Raw genomic sequence first — 19672 nt, forward strand, 5'->3', positions numbered from 1 at the left:
CGGCGCCACCACCCAGGGATGCTCGTTAAAAGGCTGATAACGCTCCAATAACCAGGGCATTTGCAACTTGGCATAGACCCTGCTTTCGAGGAAGCCGCTTCGGTTCGTCGTGCTCACTGGCATCTTAGAGGGTGTGGCCGGCCGTTGTTGCCGGACTGGTCAGGGATCCCGGCATAGATGAAGACAAGATCGTGCGTTGAGAAATGCGCATCCTGACGAAGACGTTGCTATTTGATCGAGAGGCCGGGAGTCGCGCAGTGAAGAAAATCGAAGCCATCATCAAGCCATTCAAGCTCGACGAGGTGAAGGAAGCGCTTCAGGAAGTCGGCCTTCAGGGCATCACCGTCACCGAAGCCAAGGGCTTCGGCCGGCAGAAGGGTCACGCCGAACTTTACCGCGGCGCAGAATACATCGTCGACTTCCTGCCGAAGGTAAAAATCGAGATCGTGATCGGCGACGATCTGGTCGAGCGCGCCATCGACGCGATCCGCCGCGCCGCGCAGACCGGCCGCATCGGCGACGGCAAGATCTTCGTCTCCAACATCGAAGAGGCGATCCGCATCAGGACCGGCGAATCCGGGCTGGACGCTATCTGAGCCGGGTGCTATCCCGCATTTTGCGACACTCCGACAAGAAATAAGGCTGCTTCGGCGGCCTGATTTCGTTTGTGCGGTCGCGCAAAACTCGCCCAAAGCGAGAACGAGTTTGCTCATCTGGAAACCGATCCGCAGAGCCAAAAGGGGTATGCATGAAGACCGCCAAAGACGTCCTGAAATCGATCAAGGACAACGACGTCAAGTACGTCGACCTGCGCTTCACCGATCCGCGCGGCAAGTGGCAGCACGTCACGTTCGACGTCAGCATGATCGATGAAGACATCTTCGCCGAAGGGACGATGTTCGACGGGTCCTCGATCGCCGGCTGGAAGGCGATCAACGAGTCCGACATGTGCCTGATGCCCGATCCGGTGACCGCGACGATCGATCCGTTCTTCGCCGAGACCACCATGGTCATCACCTGCGACGTGCTCGAGCCGACCACCGGCGAGCCCTACAACCGCGACCCCCGCGGCATCGCCAAGAAGGCCGAGGCGATGGTGAAGTCGATGGGCGTGGGCGACGCCGTGTTCGTCGGCCCCGAAGCCGAGTTCTTCGTGTTCGACGACGTGCGCTTCTCCTCCACCCCCTACAACACCGGCTTCCGCCTCGACTCCTCGGAGCTGCCGACCAATTCCGACACCGAATATGAGGGCGGCAATCTCGGCCACCGCGTCCGCACCAAGGGCGGCTATTTCCCGGTGCCGCCGCAGGACTCCGTGCAGGACATGCGCTCGGAGATGCTCGGGGCCATGGCCAAGATGGGCGTCAAGGTCGAGAAGCATCACCACGAGGTCGCTTCCGCCCAGCACGAGCTCGGCATGAAGTTCGACACGCTGACGCTGATGGCCGACCACCTCCAGATCTACAAGTACTGCATCCATCAGGTCGCGCACATCTACGGCAAGACCGCCACCTTCATGCCGAAGCCGGTCTATGGCGACAACGGCTCGGGCATGCATGTGCACCAGTCGATCTGGAAGGACGGCAAGCCGGTGTTCGCCGGCAACAAATATGCCGACCTGTCGGAGACCTGCCTCCACTACATCGGCGGCATTATCAAGCACGCCAAGGCGATCAACGCCTTCACCAACCCCTCGACCAACTCCTACAAGCGTCTGGTCCCGGGCTATGAGGCCCCCGTGCTGCTCGCCTATTCCGCGCGCAACCGCTCGGCGTCCTGCCGCATCCCCTACACTGCTTCGCCGAAGGCCAAGCGCGTCGAGGTGCGCTTCCCCGATCCGCTCGCCAATCCCTATCTCGGCTTCGCCGCGATGCTGATGGCCGGCCTCGACGGCATCAAGAACAAGGTCGATCCGGGTCCGGCGATGGACAAGGACCTCTACGACCTGCCGAAGGAAGAGCTGAAGCAGATTCCGACGGTATGCGGCAGCTTGCGCGAGGCGCTCGAGAACCTCGACAAGGACCGCGCCTTCCTCAAGGCCGGCGGCGTGTTCGACGACGACTTCATCGACGCCTATATCGAGCTGAAGATGACCGAGGTCGAGCGCTTCGAGATGACCCCGCACCCCATCGAGTTCGACATGTACTATTCGGGCTGATCGGCTCGAACAGACCACGACAGGCAAAAGGCGCTCCGAAAGGGGCGCCTTTTCGTTTTGGACGTTGCGGCAAGCCTATCGCTACGGGTTATTTGGCCGCGGCATGAAGTGGTCGAGCAAGCCCGTCGGCAGCGGAAAGACGATGGTCGAGGACCGCTCGCCGGCGATGTCGTGCAGAGCCGCGAAGTAACGCAGCTGCATGGCCTGAGGCTCCTGCGCGAGGATCCGGCCGGCTTCGACCAGCTTTTCGGCCGCCTGCTGCTCGCCCATCGCGTTGATCACCTTGGCCCGCCGCAGGCGTTCCGCCTCGGCCTGTTTGGCAATCGCGCGAACCATGGTTTCGTTGATATCGACGTCCTTGATCTCGATGCCGGTGACCTTGATGCCCCAGACGTCGGTCTGCTTGTCGAGGATCTCCTGGATGTCGGCGTTCAGCCTGTCCCGCTCGGCAAGCATCTCGTCGAGCTCGTGCTTGCCGAGCACCGAACGCAGCGTGGTCTGGGCGAGCTGGCTGGTCGCCGCCATGTAGTCGCCGACCTTGATGATTGCCCGCTCGGGATCGACGATGCGGAAGTACAGAACGGCATTCACCTTGACGGACACGTTGTCCCGCGAAATCACGTCCTGCGGCGGCACGACCTGCACCATGACCCGCAGATCGACCTTTACGAGCTGCTGCACGATCGGCACGAGGAGAATGAGACCCGGGCCCTTCACGCCGGTAAAGCGGCCGAGCGTAAAGATCACGCCACGCTCGTATTCGCGCAGGATTCGAATAGCCTGGGACAGAAACACGACGACGAGCAGCGCAAGCGCCGCATATGTCAGATATTCGAGCATCATGACGTACCTCCCTCGCCTGTTCGGGCGGGTGTGCGGCGTATCAGCAGCGTCAGGTCGATGATGTTGGCGACTTCGACGATCTCTCCGGGCCTGAACGTCTCGGCGCCGCGCGCCTGCCAGCGCTCACCATGGGCGAAGACATGACCTTCGTTCCCGTTCCAGTCGAGAATCTCGGCGGGCAAGCCGCGCATGGCCTGTGCGCCGACCAGCGCAGGAGCTTTGCGGACGCGCCGAAGCGAACCAAGCACGATCAGCGCAAAGCCGCTGAACACTGCCGCAGTGGCGCCGATCACCCACCACGACACTTGGTAGCCAGGCGCCTCGCTCCTGAAAAGCATCATCGCTCCCAGCACGAAGGCGATGATCCCTCCGAAGCCGACCACCACGGTCGGGTTGAAGGCTTCGACGGTGAGAAGCACCAGTCCGACCAACATCAGGGCGAGACCGGCATAATTGATCGGCAGCAAATTGAGTGCGTAGAGGCCGGTCAGCAGGCAGATCGTGCCGACGACTCCCGGCGCGACCGCACCGGGAGATACGAACTCGAAGATCAGGCCGTAAATGCCGACCATCAGGAGAATGAATGCCACGTTCGGATTGGTGATGACTGCCAGGAAGCGGGATATCGGTCCGGGGTCGATGGCTTCGACGACAGCATCCTTCGTCGCGAGGCGTTGCGTCCTGCCGCCGGCAACCTCCACCACACGACCATCGAGTTGCCGCAGCAATTCAGCCTGATCGCGCGCGACGAGATCGATGGCATGTGCCTCCAGCGCGCCGTTGGCAGAGAGTGTTGCAGCCTCACGGACCGCCTTCTCGGCCCAGTCCGCGTTGCGGTTGCGCAGCTCGGCGAGGCTGCGGATGAAGGCGACGGCATCGTTCGTGGCCTTCGCCGTCATCGCGTCCTTCGGCTCATCCTTCTTGTCTTTGCCATCCTTCTCGGGTGTGCCGCTCGGCAGGCCCGGAAGCGGCCCGCCAATCTGCACCGGCGTCGCCGCCCCGATATTGGTGCCTGGTGCCATCGCCGCGATGTGGGTCGCATAAAGGATATAGGTCCCGGCACTCGCCGCGTGGGCGCCGGAGGGAGCGACGTAGCCGACAACAGGAACGGGCGACGCGAGCACATCAGCGATGATCTCGCGCATGCTGGAATTGAGACCGCCGGGAGTGTTCATCCTCAGAAGCACGACCTCGGCCCGCCGTTCGCCCGCCTTGGCCAAAGCCTCCTGCACGTAGCTGGCCGACGCCGGGCCAATCGCCCCGTCGATCGTAACAACAAGTGCAACACGGCCGCTCTCCTCCGCTGAACTGGGAAGGAGGCAGCAGATCAAAGCCACGACGGTGATCGTCGCAACGAGGGCCGCCTTCATGGTCTGCACGGCACGGGCTCCCTTTCAGAGCATATGGTGCGCGCCGGTCGAACCTCAATGTGGCCGCGTGCAGACCATTGTCGTGATTGTGCGATGCAATGGAAATCGCCCCGCAGGCAGATTGCGCACAGGGGCGGACCAAGCCTTCGGCTGATCCGCCCGCGCACGATGCCGCTGCTACGGCCGCGCGACCCGCATGCCATCCGCCCCGATCGGGCCGAACGTGCCGGCGATGATCTCGCTCGTCGGCTGCATGCCGCCCAGGGACCAGTGCGAGGGCTCCTGCTCCTCGATCCTGACCCAGACGTTGCGGCGGAAATCGGGGCTGCCCTGCCCTTCGACCTCGACCAGCAGGTCCGTGACGCGTTCGAGCAGAATCTTCTTCTGCGCAGCATCCAGAATGCCGCGGACGGTGGAAATGGTGACGTAAGGCATGTCTCTCTCCAATCATGTCGGTGACGACGGCGCCAGATTGGACCGGACGCTCTCGGCACGGCAGTGGCAGATAAGACGGACATCGGGCAATTTCCGCCACACGCCCGCGCACCGATCGGCTAGGATACGGCATCACCCGGGGGTCTCATGAAGCTCGCAGTTCTGGCGCTGGAAGGTTGCATGCATTCGGCGATCGCCGGCGTCGCCGACGTCCTGTCGCTCGCCAATCACGTCATGCAGCAGAGCGGCGCAAAACCCCGCTTCAGCTGGCAGACGCTTTCGCTCGACGGCAAGCCCGTGCGCGCCGGCGGCGGCCAGCTTGTCGCGGTCGACGGCGCGATCGGCAAACGCGCGTCCCTTGACGCGATCCTCGTTCCCGGCAACCTCGTCGATCACGTCACGGCAAAACGCCTGCAACCGCAATATGCCCGGGCCGGCGCCTGGCTCCGGCGGCAGCACGCGAATGGCCGCCTGATCGGCGCGTTTTGCAGCGGCGTGTTCCTGCTCGCAGGCGCCGGCCTGCTCGACAACCGCCGCGCGACGATCACCTGGTGGCTGCAAGGCGAATTGCGGCAGCGGCATCCAACCATCGACCTCGCCCCGGATGCCGTCATCACCGCGGCGGACCGCATCGTCTGTGCGGCTGGACCGATGTCCTGGGTGGACCTCCTGCTCAGGCTGATCGAGATGGTCGAGGGCAAGGAGACCGCAAGATTGTGCGCGGACTACGTCGTGATCGACACGGCGCAGCGCACCCAGTCGATCTTCATGCCCGTCGGCTATCTGCTCTCGCAGGACCCGCTGCTGACCAGGGCCGACCTGCTGGTTCGACGCACCGGCAAGCGCCCGATGACGGTCAAACGTCTCGCCGGTGCGCTCGGCCTCAGCGAGCGCACGCTGAACCGGAAGTTTCAGGAACTCACGCACGAGCCGCCGCAAGCCTTCATCATGCGCCGCCGCGTCGAGCACGCGCGCACGCTGCTGGAGACGACGGCACAGCCGGTCAAGACCATCGCGCGTGCCGCCGGCTATGAGGACGAAAGCAGCTTCCGCAAGGCGTTTCGCAAGCTGACACTGATGTCACCGCGGGCCTATCGCGCACGGAGGATGGAACACGCGGCGTGAGGCCGGCTGAAATGATCTGCTCCAAGCCTATGACGACGAGATTGCGGACGCAGCCCTTGCCGAAAGCCGTCAGCTCTCGTTCTGCATCTGACTCCACTTCGTTCTCAAAGAACAAATCAGCACCGCAAAAATCGGGGCGGACCAATTCCTACTGATTGGTTTATGCCGCTGAAGATTGGCTTGCCAAGATTTGGAATGCGTATTGATGCTCCGGACGCAGCGCTTCTTCAGTGGTGCGCTGCAGAGCCGGGGTCCATGCAACTGCGCTCCACGGCGCGACGCTGAGTCCGGCTCTGCGCAGCAGCGCAAGAACGCTGCAGCGCGTCCGGGACACGAGCGCGAGCTACGCCGCCGCCCTCTGCCGCGCGACCAGCGCTTGGCCAAAGGCCTCGAACAGCTTGCGGTTGATCGGGTTGTGCTGCGGATCGTACTCCGCATGCCATTGCACGCCGAGCGCAAAGGCCGGGGCTTCAGCGATGCGGATCGCCTCGATGGTGCCGTCCTCGGCGACGCCCTCGATCAGGACGCGCTTGCCGGGTTCGAGAATGCCCTGGCCGTGCAGCGAATTCACCCGGATCTTCTCGCAGCCGAGGATTTTTGCGAACGCCCCGCCCGGCGTCAGGTCGACGTCATGGCGGTCGGCGAACACCACCGTCGGATCGGGATGGATCTCGCCGTTCTCGAGCCGGGGCATGCGATGGTTCATACGGCCCGGGATCTCGCGGATCTCGGGATGCAGCGAGCCGCCGAAGGCGACGTTCATCTCCTGGAGACCGCGGCAGATACCGAACAGCGGGATGCCGCGGGAGACGCAGGCAACTGAGAGCGCCAGCGCCACCTCGTCGCGGTGGATGTCGTAGGGCTCGTGCTTCTCGCAAGGATCGACGTTGAAACGGGTCGGGTGCACGTTCGCGCGGGCGCCGGTGAGAATGATGCCGTCCACGGTATCGAGCAGCGCCGCGATATCCGTGATGTCGGGCGAACCCGCGAACATCACCGGCAAGCCGCCGGAGACCTCAGCCACGGCGCGCAGGTTTCGCTCGCCGACCATCTGGACCTGAAATCGATTTTCGACGCGATGGGAATTCCCGATCACGCCGACGACCGGCTTTCTCATCTGTCGTTCCGCGCCTCCAGGTAAGAAGATTCTGTCAACATGCCCCTCCGATGGAACAAATTCAACAGAAGGGATCGCGGGACGGCAATGCTATTTTCGCGCAAATACCCGGACTGGAGCGCCGTGGCAGGCCGGGCGGCGGCGAGTCCGATCGCTCGAAGGGGACTTACAGCCCCGCGTTGGCGACCAGCGCGCCGATCCGGCGCGTGTCCCGCTTGATCCGCGCCAGGATTTCGCGAAAGAGTGCGCTGGCGCCGCCCCCTCGAAAAGGATCCAATGTGACGATTCCCAGAGATGAACGCCTCCGGACCCGCAGCGACCTGGCTCGGGATCAGGCCTGGGCGATTTCGGTCGGAGGCATCGGGGTCGTGCTGTTCACCGCACTGCTCGCCTTCACCTGGTATTTTGCGGCCACCCTGCTGCTGATCTTCACCGGCATGCTGCTCGGCCTCGGTCTCAACGCGCTGGTCCATGCGCTCGGCCGCCGGGTTCACCTGCCTCATACGGTCCGACTTGCGATCGTCTGCGTCGCGCTCGCCCTGCTTCTCGCGGGCATCGCCTATCTGGGCGGCGCCACCATTGCCGAACAGGCCTCGCTGCTGAGCAAGACCATCAAGTCGCAGATCGTGAATGTCAGGTCCTTCCTGGAAACCCACGGCATCGACACCAGCTTCTTCGATCTCGGCAACGCTGCGTCGGACGCCACGACCTCGCCGGACGCGACGCCCGCGCCAGCGGCGCCATCGCGCGGGCCCTTGCCCGGTGCCGGCGCGCTCGCCTCCAGCGGCGGGGCGATCGTCAGCCAGACCTTCAAGCTGCTGCTCGGCACCATTCACGGCGTGGGCAACATCTTCATCGTACTGTTCCTGGGCCTTGCCTTCGCCGCCCAGCCGGGCGTCTATCATGACGGCCTGCTGTTCCTGGCACCGGCAAGGCACCGCACGCGTGTGGCCCTCGTCATCGACCGTATCAGCGAAACGCTGGAGCGCTGGCTGATCGCCCAGATCGTCGTCATGATCGCGGTCGGTGTCGTGACCTGGATCGGGCTTGCGATCATCGGCATCCCCGGCGCGTTCATCTTAGGGATCCAGGCGGGCCTGCTCGCGTTCATCCCCACCGTCGGAGCCATCATCGCCGGCGTCATCGTGGTGCTGGCGAGCCTCGCCTCGGGCTGGATTCCCGCACTGTCGGCCTTTCTTCTCTTCATGGGCGTGCACGCCATGGAGAGCTACGTGCTGACGCCGATCCTGCAGCGGCAGGCGCTCGACATCCCGCCGGCCACGCTGTTCGCGTTCCAGATCCTGCTCGGCGTCGTGTTCGGCATCTGGGGCCTCGCGCTGGCGCTGCCGCTGGTCGCCATCGCCAAGGTCATGATCGACCATTTCAAGACGTATGAGGCGCCGCCGCTCGCCGAGGCGGCGTAGAGCATGATCCGGAAAAGTGCGCAGCGGTTTTCCTTCGCGACAAACGCGGAACGCGTTTGCGCGGAGATCATGCTCCAGAAATAGAGCCGCTCAGGTCGTCAGCACGGTCTCGGTGTGCTCGACCTCGGGGGGCGAGGCAAAATACTGGCCGACAAGGCCGCGCCATTCGGTGAAATTCTCCGAGCCGCGGAAGTCGACGGTGTGGTTCTCCAGCGTCGCCCACTTCACCATCAGCCGATAGCGCTGCGGCTTCTCGATGGATTTGTGCAACTCGAAGCCGTGAAACCCCTTGGAGCCGCCGAAGGCGGCCTTGGCCTTGGCGACGGCCGCCTCGAAATCCTTCTCGCTACCCGGCTTGACGTCGATTTGCGCGATCTCGGTGATCATCGGTTTCCACCCTTTCGTTCGATCGGCGTGTCTACCGCAGACGGCGACAAAGAAAAAGGCGCCGAAAACGGCGCCTCGGTCCCTGGAATATGCAGGTCTCTTGAATGCAGGCCTGTCAGGCGAGCAGCAGAACGGTGCCCGCAACGATGAACACGCAACCGACGAACATCGCGAACGGCCAATAGCTGCGGTGCTGGCCATAGCGCCCCTGCGCGCGACGCTCGGCGATCAGCGCCGTCTCGTATTCGTCGGCGGTCGAGAAGAGACAGGCGAAGCCGCCGCGTGCGGACGCCGCGGCTGCTTCGAGCGACATCAGGGTGATTTGCGGATTCTGTCGACGGATCGATTCCATGACCGCAATGGTAGGAATCGAACGGTAAACAGAGGATTACCGCAACGCCCCTGCGAGTCAGGCCGTGGCTGGACGCGCCTGCGGCGCGCCGATCCGTGCCGCGCTCTGGCGGCGCCAGTTCTCCAGCGACAGTGGCAGCTCCTCGGCCGCCTCGACGCGGTTGCGGCCGCCGCGCTTGGCCTGGTAGAGCGCGGTGTCGGCCGAGGCCAGCAGCACTTCGAGCTCGGTGCCGGCCGGACCGCCGGCGACGCCGATGCTGACCGTGGTGTCGACCGGGCCCTCGTCGACCACGACGCCGGAGGTCTCGAACGCTTCGCGCACGCGCTCGGCGACCAGCACGCCCTCCTCCAGCGAACACGGCAGGAGCGCGGCGAACTCCTCGCCGCCGATGCGTCCCGAGAGATCGGAGATGCGCAAATTGCTGACGACGACGGTGGAGAACAGCTTCAGCATCTCGTCGCCGGCGGGATGGCCGAAGCGGTCGTTGATCGACTTGAAGTGGTCGATGTCGAAGATCATCACGGTCACGGGCCGCCCGGCCTTGGCCTCGCGCTCGATCACGCGTGCGCAGGCTTCCGAGAAGCCGCGGCGATTGAGCATGCCGGTCAAAGGATCGGTGGACGCCGCGGTCCGGTGCGCGGTGACGGTGCGCTCCGACACCAGCATGAAGATCACGAACACGGTGCCGACGGCGTAGAGCACGAGCTCGACCGCGAACACGGTCACCCAGATGCTCGATGAAAAGCCAGCATCGTGCGGACGCAGGAAGCTGCCGATCAGGATCGGCAGCATCAACACGCAGCCGTGCATCACCGGCACCACGAAGGCGGGCCAGCGCCGTTGCAGGCTCTTGCGCCGCTCGACCCAGAGCTCGCTCGCGGTCAGCGCCGCATAGATCGAGACGATACCGGCACCGAGGAGCATGCGCAGCATGGACGCGGCAGGATCGAGCAGCGTCGCAGCAGTGATCCAGGCGAGCGCACCAAGCACGAGACCGGGCCAGTTCGGCTTGCGGCCGTGGAAGACGCGCGCCGCATTCCACACCATGCCGCAGGCGACGAAACCGACAGCGTTCAGCGCAAGGTAAATATGGGGGCCCAGCCTGTCGCCCGCCGCGGTCCACAGCGCGACCGAGGCGGCACCGAGCAGATAGGCGGTGCCCCACCATTTCAGCGCTGGGCTGTTCTCCTGCTTGCCGAAAAACACCATCATGGCGCCGAGCAGTGCGGCGACCATGGTGGCGACCAAATAGAGCGTGATGCTATCGAGCGACATCATGTCGGCCCCCTCTAGAACATAGCAGTTACGCGATCGGCACATCCGATTTGCGCGCCCTTCCGAATGCGACGCTATGTCTGGCGGGTTCCATTCAGGTTTTCGCCGGTGCCCAAGTTTTCGGGAAACACGCCGTCAATTTGCATACAAACGAACAGCAAAAAGGGCGCTGAAATCAGCGCCCTTTTGCATCTCATTGAAGCCGCTTTCGCGGCGAATGCGACAAAAGCGATTAACGCTTCGAGAACTGGAAGGACCGGCGGGCCTTGGCCTTGCCGTACTTCTTGCGCTCGACCACGCGCGAGTCGCGGGTGAGGAAGCCGCCCTTCTTGAGCACGCCGCGCAGCTCCGGCTCGAAATAGGTGAGCGCCTTCGAGATGCCGTGACGGACCGCGCCGGCCTGGCCGGACAGGCCGCCGCCGGCGACGGTGCAGATCACGTCGTACTGGCCCGAACGCTGCGCCACCGAGAACGGCTGCTCGATCATCATGCGCAGCACGGGACGGGCGAAATAGACTTCGACCTCGCGCGAGTTGACGGTGACCTTGCCGGCGCCCGGCTTGATCCAGACGCGGGCGACCGCGTCCTTACGCTTGCCGGTGGCATAGGCGCGGTTGAACTTGTCGACCTTCTTCTCGTGCTTGGGCGCCTCGGGCGCTGCCGCCGTCTTGAGCTGCGAGAGCTGGTCGAGCGACTGGATGGATTCGGCCATGTTATGCGGCCCTCGTGTTCTTGCGGTTCAACTTGGCGATGTCGATCTTCTCGGGCTGCTGCGCCTCGTGCGGATGATCGGCCCCGCCGTAGACACGCAGGTTGCCCATCTGCACGCGGCCGAGCGGGCCACGCGGAATCATGCGCTCGACGGCCTTCTCGAGCACGCGCTCCGGATGCTTGCCCTCGAGGATCTGGCGCGCGGTGCGCTCCTTGACGTGGCCGACATAGCCGGTGTGCTTGTAATAGGTCTTCTGCTCGCGCTTGCGACCGGTGAGGACCGCATGCTGCGCGTTGATGATGATGACGTTGTCGCCGCAATCGACGTGCGGGGTGTAGGTCGGGAGGTGCTTGCCGCGCAGGCGCATGGCGACGATGGTGGCGAGACGGCCGACGACCAGACCCTTGGCGTCGATCAGCACCCACTTCTTCGTCACCTCAGCCGGCTTTGCCGAAAAGGTTTTCATGTCAGAGTTTCCGTGGACGGGGAGCATCGGCGCGAACACCGCACCGGACTGCGCGGGTTCTAGAGAAGAGACGCGCCACGGTCAATGCCCAGCGACGGAAATTACATTCGTAAAATCAGATACTTACAAATATGGTACTATATTACCTGCAAAAACATCAAACATTTGGAATGGAATAGGTGGAGGTGACATGGGCAATCGGGTCGGGTGAGGTTCCCGACAGCAGGTTCACTTCCCCGACCGCGAGGCGCTTGCCGAGCTTGAGCAGCCGCGCCTCCGCCAGCACGTCCTGCCCGGGCTGGCCCTTGCGCAGGAAATTGATGTTGAGGTTGGTGGTGACCGCGAGCCCGATCGGCCCGATCGCCGACAAAAGCACCACGTACATCGCGAAATCGGCGAGCGCCATCAGCGTCGGGCCCGACACGGTTCCACCCGGCCGCAGCATCCGTTCGCTGTAGCGCTGGCGCAGGAGGCAGGTCTGGCCGTCCGCGCTCTCGATCGTGATGTCGTCACCGCTGAAGGCCTGGGGAAATTCATCACGGAGGAACAGCTCAAGCTCCGCCACGCTCATCCTCGCTACCGCCATACCGTTCCCCACCCTCGCTTCGCTTGCTCTGTTACATTAAGTTATCTGCGTCATCCAATTGCAATCATTTAGCGGAAATCGCGTCAATGTCCGTCCAGGCCGCCCGCACCCCCTCCCCGCAACCACAGATCCTGCTGCGCGAGACGATCGGCGCCATCGCGGTCCTGACGCTCAACCGCCCGGCCGCGCGCAACAGCCTGTCGGAGGCGATGATCGCGAGCCTGCATGCCGAGCTCCATGAGATCCGCGACGACAAGGCCGTCCGCGGCGTGGTGATCGCGGCCCACGGCCCCGCATTCTCCGCCGGCCACGACATGAAGGAGCTCACCGCACGCCGCACCGATCCGGATCGCGGCCGCGCCTTCTTCGCCGAGATGATGAACGCCTGTAGTGCGATGATGCAGGCGATCGTGCAGCTGCCAAAGCCGGTGGTCGCCGCCGTCCAGGGCATCGCGACCGCGGCCGGCTGCCAGCTCGTGGCGAGCTGCGATCTCGCGATCGCCTCCGAGGCAGCGAGCTTTGCGACGCCCGGCGTCGACATCGGCCTGTTCTGCTCGACGCCGATGGTGGCGCTGTCGCGCAACGTGCCGCGCAAGCAGGCGATGGAGATGCTGCTGACGGGCGAGCCTATTCCGGCCGCGCGTGCCCGCGAGATCGGGCTCGTCAATCGCGTCGTCCCCGCCGGCACCGAGCGCGAGGCCGCGATTGCGCTGGCGCAGAAGGTCGCGTTGAAATCCGCCTACACGATCAAGCTCGGCAAGGAAGCGTTCTACCGCCAGGCCGAGATGAGCCTTGCAGACGCCTATCGCTATGCGGCAGAGGTGATGACCGAGAACATGATGGCGCGCGACGCCGAGGAAGGCATCGGCGCCTTCATCGAGAAGCGCACGCCGACATGGCGGGATGAGTGAAATCGTCATTGCGAGCGAAGCGAAGCAATCAGGAAATCCCTCCTCTGCGACAGACTGGATTGCTTCGTCGCTTCGCTCCTCGCAATGACAGGGAAAAAGACGAGCCATGAACCACGACGCCTATCCCGACAATTACATCCGCGGCATCCTCAACAGCGTGAAGTCGATCGCGATGGTCGGCGCCTCGCCGGTCAACGTGCGGCCGAGCTATTTCGCGTTCAAATATCTGGCGCAGCGCGGTTACGACATGATCCCGATCAACCCCGGCCATGTCGGCAAGGAGCTGCTCGGAAAGCCGTTCGTCGCCTCGCTCTCCGACCTCGGCCGTCCCGTCGACATGATCGACATCTTTCGCAATTCCAGCCACATCATGCCCGTCGTCGAAGAGGCGCTCACGCTCGATCCGTTGCCGAAGGTGATCTGGATGCAACTCGGCGCACGCGACGATGCCGCGGCGGCAAAAGCGGAGTCGGTCGGCATCAAGGTGGTCATGAACCGCTGCCCGAAGATCGAGTATGGCCGGCTGTCGTCCGAAATCTCCTGGATGGGGGTGAATTCGCGCACGCTCAGTTCGAAGCGGGCGCCGGCACCGACGCAGGGCATGCGGCTATCCCTCAATCGGATGAGTGTCGGCGGCGGCGAAACCGCTGCATCGGATCGCGCCGCGAAAAACAAGAGCGAACAGAGCTGACGCACTTGCGAAGGATTTCTTTCGCGAACGCGACAATGCGCAGCACGATCATTCCGATGTGAAGCCGCGCCTTGACGGCGAGCGCGTCGCCGATCAGCATGCCGCGCGATTTCAGACCACGAGAAACAGGACGCCCAAATGAGCGATCGCCTTCCGGGATTTGCGACTCTTGCCGTGCATGCCGGTGCACAGCCCGACCCCACCACCGGTGCGCGCGCAACGCCGATCTATCAGACGACGTCCTTCGTCTTCAACGACGCCGACCATGCCGCCTCGCTGTTCGGCCTGCAGGCGTTCGGCAACATCTATACCCGCATCGGCAACCCGACCAATGCCGTGCTCGAAGAGCGCGTCGCCGCGCTTGAGGGCGGCACGGCCGCGCTTGCAGTGGCCTCGGGCCATGCTGCGCAGGTCGTGGTGTTGCAGCAATTGATGCAGCCCGGCGACGAGTTCATCGCCGCGCGAAAGCTCTATGGCGGCTCGATCAACCAGTTCACGCACGCCTTCAAGAGTTTCGGCTGGAATGTGGTATGGGCCGATCCCGACGACATCGCGAGCTTCGAGCGCGCGGTGACGCCGCGCACGAAAGCCATCTTCATCGAGTCCATCGCCAACCCCGCCGGCAGCATCACCGACATCGAGGCGATCTCGACGGTCGCGCGCAAAGCGGGTGTGCCGCTGATCGTCGACAACACGCTGGCTTCGCCCTATTTGATCCGCCCGATCGACCACGGCGCCGACATCGTCGTGCACTCGCTGACGAAATTCCTGGGCGGCCACGGCAACTCGCTCGGCGGCATCATCGTCGACGCCGGCACCTTCGACTGGTCCGCGGGCGGCAAATACCCCATGCTCTCGGAGCCGCGCCCGGAATATCACGGCATCCGCCTCCAGGAGACCTTTGGCAATTTCGCCTTCGCGATCGCCTGCCGCGTGCTCGGCCTGCGCGACCTCGGACCGGCGCTGTCGCCCTTCAATGCATTCATGATCCTCACGGGAATCGAGACGCTGCCGCTGCGCATGCAGAAGCACTGCGACAACGCCAAGGCGGTTGCCGAATTCCTCGCCGGCCATCCGGCGGTGGCCTCGGTCAGCTATGCCGGCCTTCCGAGCGACAAGTACAACCAGCTCGCCCGCAAATATGCGCCGAAGGGCGCTGGCGCGGTGTTCACCTTCAGCTTGAAGGGCGGCTATGACGCCGGTGTCAGCCTGGTGTCGAAACTGCAGCTGTTCTCGCACCTGGCCAATGTCGGCGACACCCGCTCGCTCGTGATCCATCCGGCCTCGACCACGCACAGCCAGCTCGACGACGCCGCCAAGATCAAGTCCGGCGCCGGCCCCGACGTGGTGCGGCTCTCGGTCGGCATCGAGGACAAGGAAGACCTGATCGCGGATCTGGAACAGGCGCTGGGGGCGTAGTCGCTGTCGTTCCGGGGCGCGCGAAGCGTGAACCTCAGGTGCGCAATTGCGCACCGGGGAACCTCGACGTAGCATCACAAGCTCGAGATTCTCAGGTGCGCAATTGCGCACCATAGCTCGGTGCTTCGCGCCGCCCCTGAATGACGGTCGCTTTGACGACCGCCAGTTAACAGTCATTAACCATATCGGCCGCATACATCGTCCTTGGATCGCCCCTTTGATTCGGAGCCGACGATGCTGCGCTGGATGGTGCCTGCCCTTGCGGCGATGCTGACGGTTTCAGGCGCGCTGGCCGCCGACCTGCCGGCGACACTGAAGCGGCGCGCCGCCGTGCCGCCGCAGGATCCGCCGCAGGTCTATGTCGAAACCGATCCGGATGCGCTGATCTCGCCAGCCTATGGCATCGGCAGCTACATCCGCAACCTGCCGGGCACGCCGCTGCTGCCGGGCTCACACGCGCTGCCGGGCTATTACGGCCGCCCCTGGAGCTACGATTATCAGGGCGCGTATTACGGCGGGAAGCAGGTCGATTATTTCTGGCGCCTGCCCTACGCGTGCGGCGTTTACGGCTATTGCTGATCCCTGATCAGCCGGGCTCACGGCGATCAGCCGGGCTGACTGACCGGAACCGCGCGCGGCTGTGCCTGCGCTGATTGTCGCGGCGCCAGCCGTTCGACCTGCATCACCGCAAGCGTCAACACCACGATCGCGACCGCCTGGTGGGCGAGCGCGAGATCGATCGGCACCTGGTTGAGCAGCGTGAGGATGCCGAGCACAGCCTGCAGGCTCACGGCCGCAAACAGCCACAGCGCGCCGCTCGCCGCCGACCCTGCGCGCGAGCGCACCGCGTCGACTGCGTGCAGCGCCGCCAGCGCGACCAGCAGATAGGCGGTCATGCGGTGCTCGAACTGCACGGTCAGCACGTTGTCGAACATGTTGCGCCACCACGGCGTCTCGAACCACAACCGCTCCGCCGACGGGATGAACGCGCCGTCGATCTGCGGCCAGGTGTTGTAGACGCGCCCGGCGCGCAGGCCCGCGACCAGCGCGCCGAAATAGATCTGCACGAAGGTCACGACGAGAAGCAGCGCGCTCGTGAGCCGCAGCCGTGCCGGCGCCGAGATCTGCGGCCGCTCTTTGAGCCGCCGCACCGTCCAGACGATCCCGGCGAAGATCAGAAGCGCGAGAACCAGATGTGTCGCCAGCCGATATTGCGAGACCTCGACCCGCCCGGTCAGGCCCGAGGCGACCATCCACCAGCCGACCGCACCCTGCAGACCGCCGAGCGCGAACAGCAGCCACAGCCGCCGCTTCAACTCGCCCGACAGGCCGCCGCGCCAGAGGAAGAACAGGAACGGCAAGAGATAAGCGATACCGATGAACCGCCCGAGCAGCCGGTGGCTCCACTCCCACCAGAAGATCTCCTTGAACTCGGACAGGCTCATGCCGGCGTTGAGCTCGCGATATTGCGGGATCTTCTTGTAGGCCTCGAATGCTTCGGTCCATTGCGCCTCCGAGAGCGGGGGAACACTGCCCGTGACCGGCTTCCATTCGACGATCGAGAGGCCGGATTCCGTCAGCCGCGTCGCACCACCAACCAGCACCATCAGTGCGATCAGCGCGGCCACGGCGATCAGCCACCAGCGCACGGCGCGATGCGGCTCGGACGGGGTGGAAATCGTCGTCATTCGGGACAAAAACCAAGCTTGAACCGGACTGCGTGCCCCTTATAGTCCCCCGCTCCCTCAGTGCAAGTTACGCGAAAGCAGCAAGCTCCCGCCATGACGATCCGCACCCGCAAGTTCCTCGGCGCCATCCTGCTCCTGGTGCTGGCCACCGTATGGGCCCTGCTCGGCATGGCGGCCGCGCAGATGCCGTGGATCGCCGAGTCCGGCTGGCGGCAGGCGATCTACTATGTCGTGGTCGGCATGGGCTGGGTGCTGCCCGCGATGCCGATCGTGAGCTGGATGCAGCGGCCCGACCGCGTCAAGTCCACGCGTTAAGTCTGGCCCATCACGCTGCCCGTCGGTTTCACCGGCGCAAAGGCGACGCCCGACGCCAGCACGCGCATCATCCGCAGCGAACGCACCCGTCCGTCCCAGGAAATCCGCGGCAGCGCGCGCAGATTGGTGCGCCCCTCCGCGTCCACGATGCCCGGGATCGTCGACACCGCGCTGGCAAATCCGGCCTCCTCCGCCATCACGACGTGGCTGCGCCGAAACGAAGAGCGATCGCCGAACGGGAAAGCGAAATGCCTGATCTCGCGGCGGAAGGCCGCTTCCGCGACGGCCTTGCCCATCGTCATCTCGCGCAGCGCGGCGGCATCCTTCATGTTGGCGAGAACGGGATAGTTGACGGTCGCGCTGCCGATCGTCACGAGCGGATCGGCGGCCAGTTGCGCCAGGTCCTCCCAATCCATCGACGCCTCGCGCGAGAGCGTGGCAAGGTCGATCCTGTAGCGCGTGCAGAGATCGGCAATCGCGGCCGACAGGTCCGCGGGCGGCAACGAGCGCAGCCAGCTCTCCAGATACGAAAACAGCGCCTGCTTCTCGGCATTGTCGGTGACCGTGAAACGCTGCTCCCTGTCGCCCATCATCAGACTGATCCGGCTCTCGCGCGCGATCACCTGTTCGAGACCGAGCCACCAGGCTTCGCCGACGCCGTCGGGAAAGGCGGTGGGCACATAGATCGTGAAAGGTACGGCATGGCGCGTTAGCAGCGGATAGGCGAAGTTGATGAGGTCCTTGGGCGCACCATCGAAGGTCAGCGCCACGAAGCGACGCTTCTCCGGCAGCGTCACGGCGCGCCGGCAGACCTCGTCCATGCCGAGGAAATCGTACCTCCACCGCTTCAGCGCGCGAATCGCGCGGTCAAGAAATTGCGGCGTGATCTCGTTCGCGCGCAGCGGCTGAAATCCGCGCCGCCGCGGCCGCACATGCGCAAAGCGCAGGATGACGCCGGCACCGCGACTGTGCAGCATGGCCCGGCCAGTGAACCAGGCCAGTTCGAGGCGCAGCCGTTCCAGCCATCTGTCGTCGGATGCCAAATTCCCACCCTTCGCGCTCGCCGGCGCCCGTTCCCCTCTCCCATCGTCATTACCCTTTGTTGACCTTTGTTTGCAAAGGTCGGCCACAGGCCGAAATACGTATTTTAGATTTCTCGACAGGTTTCGCGAATGACCATGGCTGCGGCGATGCAAAGCCGGACGGCAGAAGCGCCAGCGCGGTCGAAAGCGAGCCGTATCGCGCAGGTCGATATCGTCACCGATCTCGCCGAGGCCGAGGCGATCTGGCGTGCTTTCGAGGCGAACGGCCATCTCTTCACGCCCTACCAGCGCTTCGACCTGCTCGACCCGTGGCAACGCCTGGTGGGCGCCCATGAAGGCGCCCGGCCGTTCATCGTGATCGCCCGCGACACCGAGCGCCACCCGCTGCTGCTGCTGCCGCTCTCGCAACGCCAAAGCCACGGCGTGCGCACGGCCTGCTTCATGGGCGGCAAGCATACGACCTTCAACATGGGACTGTGGAACGCCGAGTTCGCGGCACAGGCCGCCCTCGCCGATCTCGACGCACTGCTTGCGCCGCTGCGTGAGCATGTCGACGTGCTCGTGCTGACGCAGCAGCCGCGGCGCTGGCACGACCAGCAGAACCCGTTTGCGCTGCTGCCGCGACAGAGCGCGATCAACGGCTGTCCGCGGCTGGTGATGGAGCCTGGCGGCCCGCCGGCATCGCGGATCAGCAATTCGCTCCGGCGCCGCCTCAAGAGCAAGGAAAAGAAGCTTCAGTCGCTCGCCGGCTATCGTTATCACCTGGCCACGTCGGACGCAGACATCACCCGCCTGCTCGACTGGTTCTTCCGCGTCAAGCCGGTGCGGATGGCGGAACAGAAGCTCCCGAACGTCTTCGCCGAGCCCGGCGTCGAACAGTTCGTCCGCAGCGCCTGCCTTGCGCCGCGCGATGAAGGCCGCGTCATCGACATCCATGCGCTGGAATGCGACGAGGAGGTGATCGCGATCTTCGCCGGTGTCGCCGACGGCAAGCGCTTCTCGATGATGTTCAACACCTACACGATGTCCGAGCACGCCCGCTACAGCCCGGGCCTGATCCTGATGCGCTACATCATCGATCGCTGTGCCGAACACGGCTACCGCTCGCTCGACCTCGGCATCGGCTCGGACGACTACAAGCGAATGTTCTGCAAGGACGACGAGGACATTTTCGACAGCTTCGTGCCCCTGACCTCCCGCGGCAAGCTCGCGGCGATGGCGATGTCCTCGCTCAGCCACGGCAAGCGGCTGGTGAAGCAAAACCAGATGCTGTTCGATATGGCCCGACGGCTGCGGCAGGCGTTCGGGTAAGCGCCGAACTGCGCAGTATCGTAGGGTGGGCAAAGCGAAGCGTG

General features: G+C 64.4%; 22 protein-coding genes. 10 read left to right on the plus strand and 12 right to left on the minus strand.

Annotated elements, in window-relative coordinates; translation table 11 throughout:
- The first annotated feature begins 257 nt into the window (after positions 1 to 257).
- Positions 258 to 596 (plus strand): P-II family nitrogen regulator, encoded by a 339-nt coding sequence (locus FJV43_RS00490; RefSeq protein WP_007603495.1) that lies wholly within the window; start codon positions 258 to 260, stop codon positions 594 to 596.
- 152 nt (positions 597 to 748) lie between these two features.
- Positions 749 to 2158 carry a type I glutamate--ammonia ligase gene (gene glnA, locus FJV43_RS00495; RefSeq protein WP_239623873.1) on the plus strand — a complete coding sequence of 470 codons (1410 nt, stop codon included), beginning with the start codon at positions 749 to 751 and terminating at the stop codon, positions 2156 to 2158.
- 81 nt (positions 2159 to 2239) lie between these two features.
- Here the strand turns inward: glnA and FJV43_RS00500 are convergent, their stop codons facing one another.
- The 3 genes from FJV43_RS00500 to FJV43_RS00510 form a co-directional block, all read right to left on the minus strand.
- Entirely contained in the window at positions 2240 to 3001 is a 762-nt protein-coding gene (locus tag FJV43_RS00500; protein WP_239623874.1) for a slipin family protein, read from the minus strand.
- Positions 2998 to 4380, minus strand: coding sequence for a nodulation protein NfeD (locus FJV43_RS00505; protein WP_239623875.1), 1383 nt, complete (start codon positions 4378 to 4380; stop codon positions 2998 to 3000). Before FJV43_RS00505 ends, FJV43_RS00500 begins: the two co-directional genes overlap by 4 nt.
- A 168-nt stretch (positions 4381 to 4548) precedes the next feature.
- Positions 4549 to 4806 carry a tautomerase family protein gene (locus FJV43_RS00510; protein ID WP_239623876.1) on the minus strand — a complete coding sequence of 86 codons (258 nt, stop codon included), beginning with the start codon at positions 4804 to 4806 and terminating at the stop codon, positions 4549 to 4551.
- Between the two features lie 147 nt (positions 4807 to 4953).
- Between FJV43_RS00510 and FJV43_RS00515 the strand changes: the two genes are divergently transcribed.
- Positions 4954 to 5931 carry a helix-turn-helix domain-containing protein gene (locus FJV43_RS00515; protein WP_239623877.1) on the plus strand — a complete coding sequence of 326 codons (978 nt, stop codon included), beginning with the start codon at positions 4954 to 4956 and terminating at the stop codon, positions 5929 to 5931.
- A gap of 343 nt (positions 5932 to 6274) precedes the next feature.
- Here FJV43_RS00515 and FJV43_RS00520 read toward each other — a convergent pair whose 3' ends face one another.
- On the minus strand, positions 6275 to 7048 hold the full coding sequence (locus FJV43_RS00520; RefSeq protein WP_239623878.1) for a gamma-glutamyl-gamma-aminobutyrate hydrolase family protein: 774 nt from the start codon (positions 7046 to 7048) through the stop codon (positions 6275 to 6277).
- A gap of 278 nt (positions 7049 to 7326) precedes the next feature.
- Here FJV43_RS00520 and FJV43_RS00525 point away from each other — a divergent pair, with 278 nt between their 5' ends.
- Positions 7327 to 8472: an AI-2E family transporter gene (locus FJV43_RS00525; protein WP_239623879.1), complete on the plus strand. Its 1146-nt coding sequence runs from the start codon at positions 7327 to 7329 to the stop codon at positions 8470 to 8472.
- Positions 8473 to 8562: 90 nt separating this feature from the next.
- On the opposite strand, the gene FJV43_RS00530 is transcribed toward FJV43_RS00525, so the two are convergent.
- From FJV43_RS00530 to FJV43_RS00555, 6 genes are all read right to left on the minus strand, one after another.
- Positions 8563 to 8859, minus strand: a complete 297-nt coding sequence (locus tag FJV43_RS00530; RefSeq protein ID WP_028155908.1) for an antibiotic biosynthesis monooxygenase family protein — start codon at positions 8857 to 8859, stop codon at positions 8563 to 8565.
- A gap of 115 nt (positions 8860 to 8974) precedes the next feature.
- Entirely contained in the window at positions 8975 to 9211 is a 237-nt protein-coding gene (locus FJV43_RS00535) for a hypothetical protein (RefSeq protein ID WP_131868128.1), read from the minus strand.
- A gap of 57 nt (positions 9212 to 9268) precedes the next feature.
- Positions 9269 to 10489: a GGDEF domain-containing protein gene (locus FJV43_RS00540; protein ID WP_239623880.1), complete on the minus strand. Its 1221-nt coding sequence runs from the start codon at positions 10487 to 10489 to the stop codon at positions 9269 to 9271.
- A 229-nt stretch (positions 10490 to 10718) separates the two neighbouring features.
- Positions 10719 to 11198, minus strand: coding sequence for a 30S ribosomal protein S9 (gene rpsI / locus FJV43_RS00545; RefSeq protein WP_028178828.1), 480 nt, complete (start codon positions 11196 to 11198; stop codon positions 10719 to 10721).
- Position 11199: 1 nt separating this feature from the next.
- Positions 11200 to 11664 (minus strand): 50S ribosomal protein L13, encoded by a 465-nt coding sequence (rplM, locus tag FJV43_RS00550; protein WP_011087726.1) that lies wholly within the window; start codon positions 11662 to 11664, stop codon positions 11200 to 11202.
- 157 nt (positions 11665 to 11821) lie between these two features.
- The gene (locus tag FJV43_RS00555; protein WP_061877809.1) at positions 11822 to 12250 is read right to left on the minus strand and encodes a PaaI family thioesterase; all 429 of its coding nucleotides are present in this window, start codon (positions 12248 to 12250) and stop codon (positions 11822 to 11824) included.
- Between the two features lie 86 nt (positions 12251 to 12336).
- On the opposite strand from FJV43_RS00555, the gene FJV43_RS00560 reads away from it, so the two are divergent.
- The 4 genes from FJV43_RS00560 (at position 12337) to FJV43_RS00575 (ending at position 15850) form a co-directional block, all read left to right on the plus strand.
- Positions 12337 to 13161, plus strand: coding sequence for an enoyl-CoA hydratase (locus FJV43_RS00560; RefSeq protein WP_239623881.1), 825 nt, complete (start codon positions 12337 to 12339; stop codon positions 13159 to 13161).
- A 106-nt stretch (positions 13162 to 13267) separates the two neighbouring features.
- Positions 13268 to 13852, plus strand: a complete 585-nt coding sequence (locus tag FJV43_RS00565) for a CoA-binding protein (protein ID WP_239623882.1) — start codon at positions 13268 to 13270, stop codon at positions 13850 to 13852.
- Between the two features lie 138 nt (positions 13853 to 13990).
- Positions 13991 to 15271, plus strand: coding sequence for an O-acetylhomoserine aminocarboxypropyltransferase (locus tag FJV43_RS00570; RefSeq protein ID WP_239623883.1), 1281 nt, complete (start codon positions 13991 to 13993; stop codon positions 15269 to 15271).
- 234 nt (positions 15272 to 15505) lie between these two features.
- Positions 15506 to 15850, plus strand: coding sequence for a hypothetical protein (locus FJV43_RS00575; RefSeq protein ID WP_239623884.1), 345 nt, complete (start codon positions 15506 to 15508; stop codon positions 15848 to 15850).
- Between the two features lie 26 nt (positions 15851 to 15876).
- On the opposite strand, the gene FJV43_RS00580 is transcribed toward FJV43_RS00575, so the two are convergent.
- Complete coding sequence (locus FJV43_RS00580; protein WP_239623885.1) at positions 15877 to 16959, minus strand: COX15/CtaA family protein; 1083 nt, start codon at positions 16957 to 16959, stop codon at positions 15877 to 15879.
- Positions 16960 to 17052: 93 nt separating this feature from the next.
- Here FJV43_RS00580 and FJV43_RS00585 point away from each other — a divergent pair, with 93 nt between their 5' ends.
- Positions 17053 to 17274 (plus strand): DUF2842 domain-containing protein, encoded by a 222-nt coding sequence (locus tag FJV43_RS00585; RefSeq protein WP_028178822.1) that lies wholly within the window; start codon positions 17053 to 17055, stop codon positions 17272 to 17274.
- Here FJV43_RS00585 and FJV43_RS00590 read toward each other — a convergent pair.
- A complete protein-coding gene (locus FJV43_RS00590) occupies positions 17271 to 18317 on the minus strand; it encodes a polysaccharide deacetylase family protein (protein WP_239623886.1) in 1047 nt (348 codons plus the stop codon). The genes FJV43_RS00585 and FJV43_RS00590 overlap by 4 nt on opposite strands.
- Positions 18318 to 18446: 129 nt before the next feature.
- Here FJV43_RS00590 and FJV43_RS00595 point away from each other — a divergent pair, with 129 nt between their 5' ends.
- Positions 18447 to 19628: a GNAT family N-acetyltransferase gene (locus FJV43_RS00595; protein WP_239623887.1), complete on the plus strand. Its 1182-nt coding sequence runs from the start codon at positions 18447 to 18449 to the stop codon at positions 19626 to 19628.
- Positions 19629 to 19672: the final 44 nt, after the last annotated feature.

Source organism: Bradyrhizobium sp. I71 (assembly GCF_022354745.1).
Lineage (GTDB): Bacteria > Pseudomonadota > Alphaproteobacteria > Rhizobiales > Xanthobacteraceae > Bradyrhizobium > Bradyrhizobium liaoningense.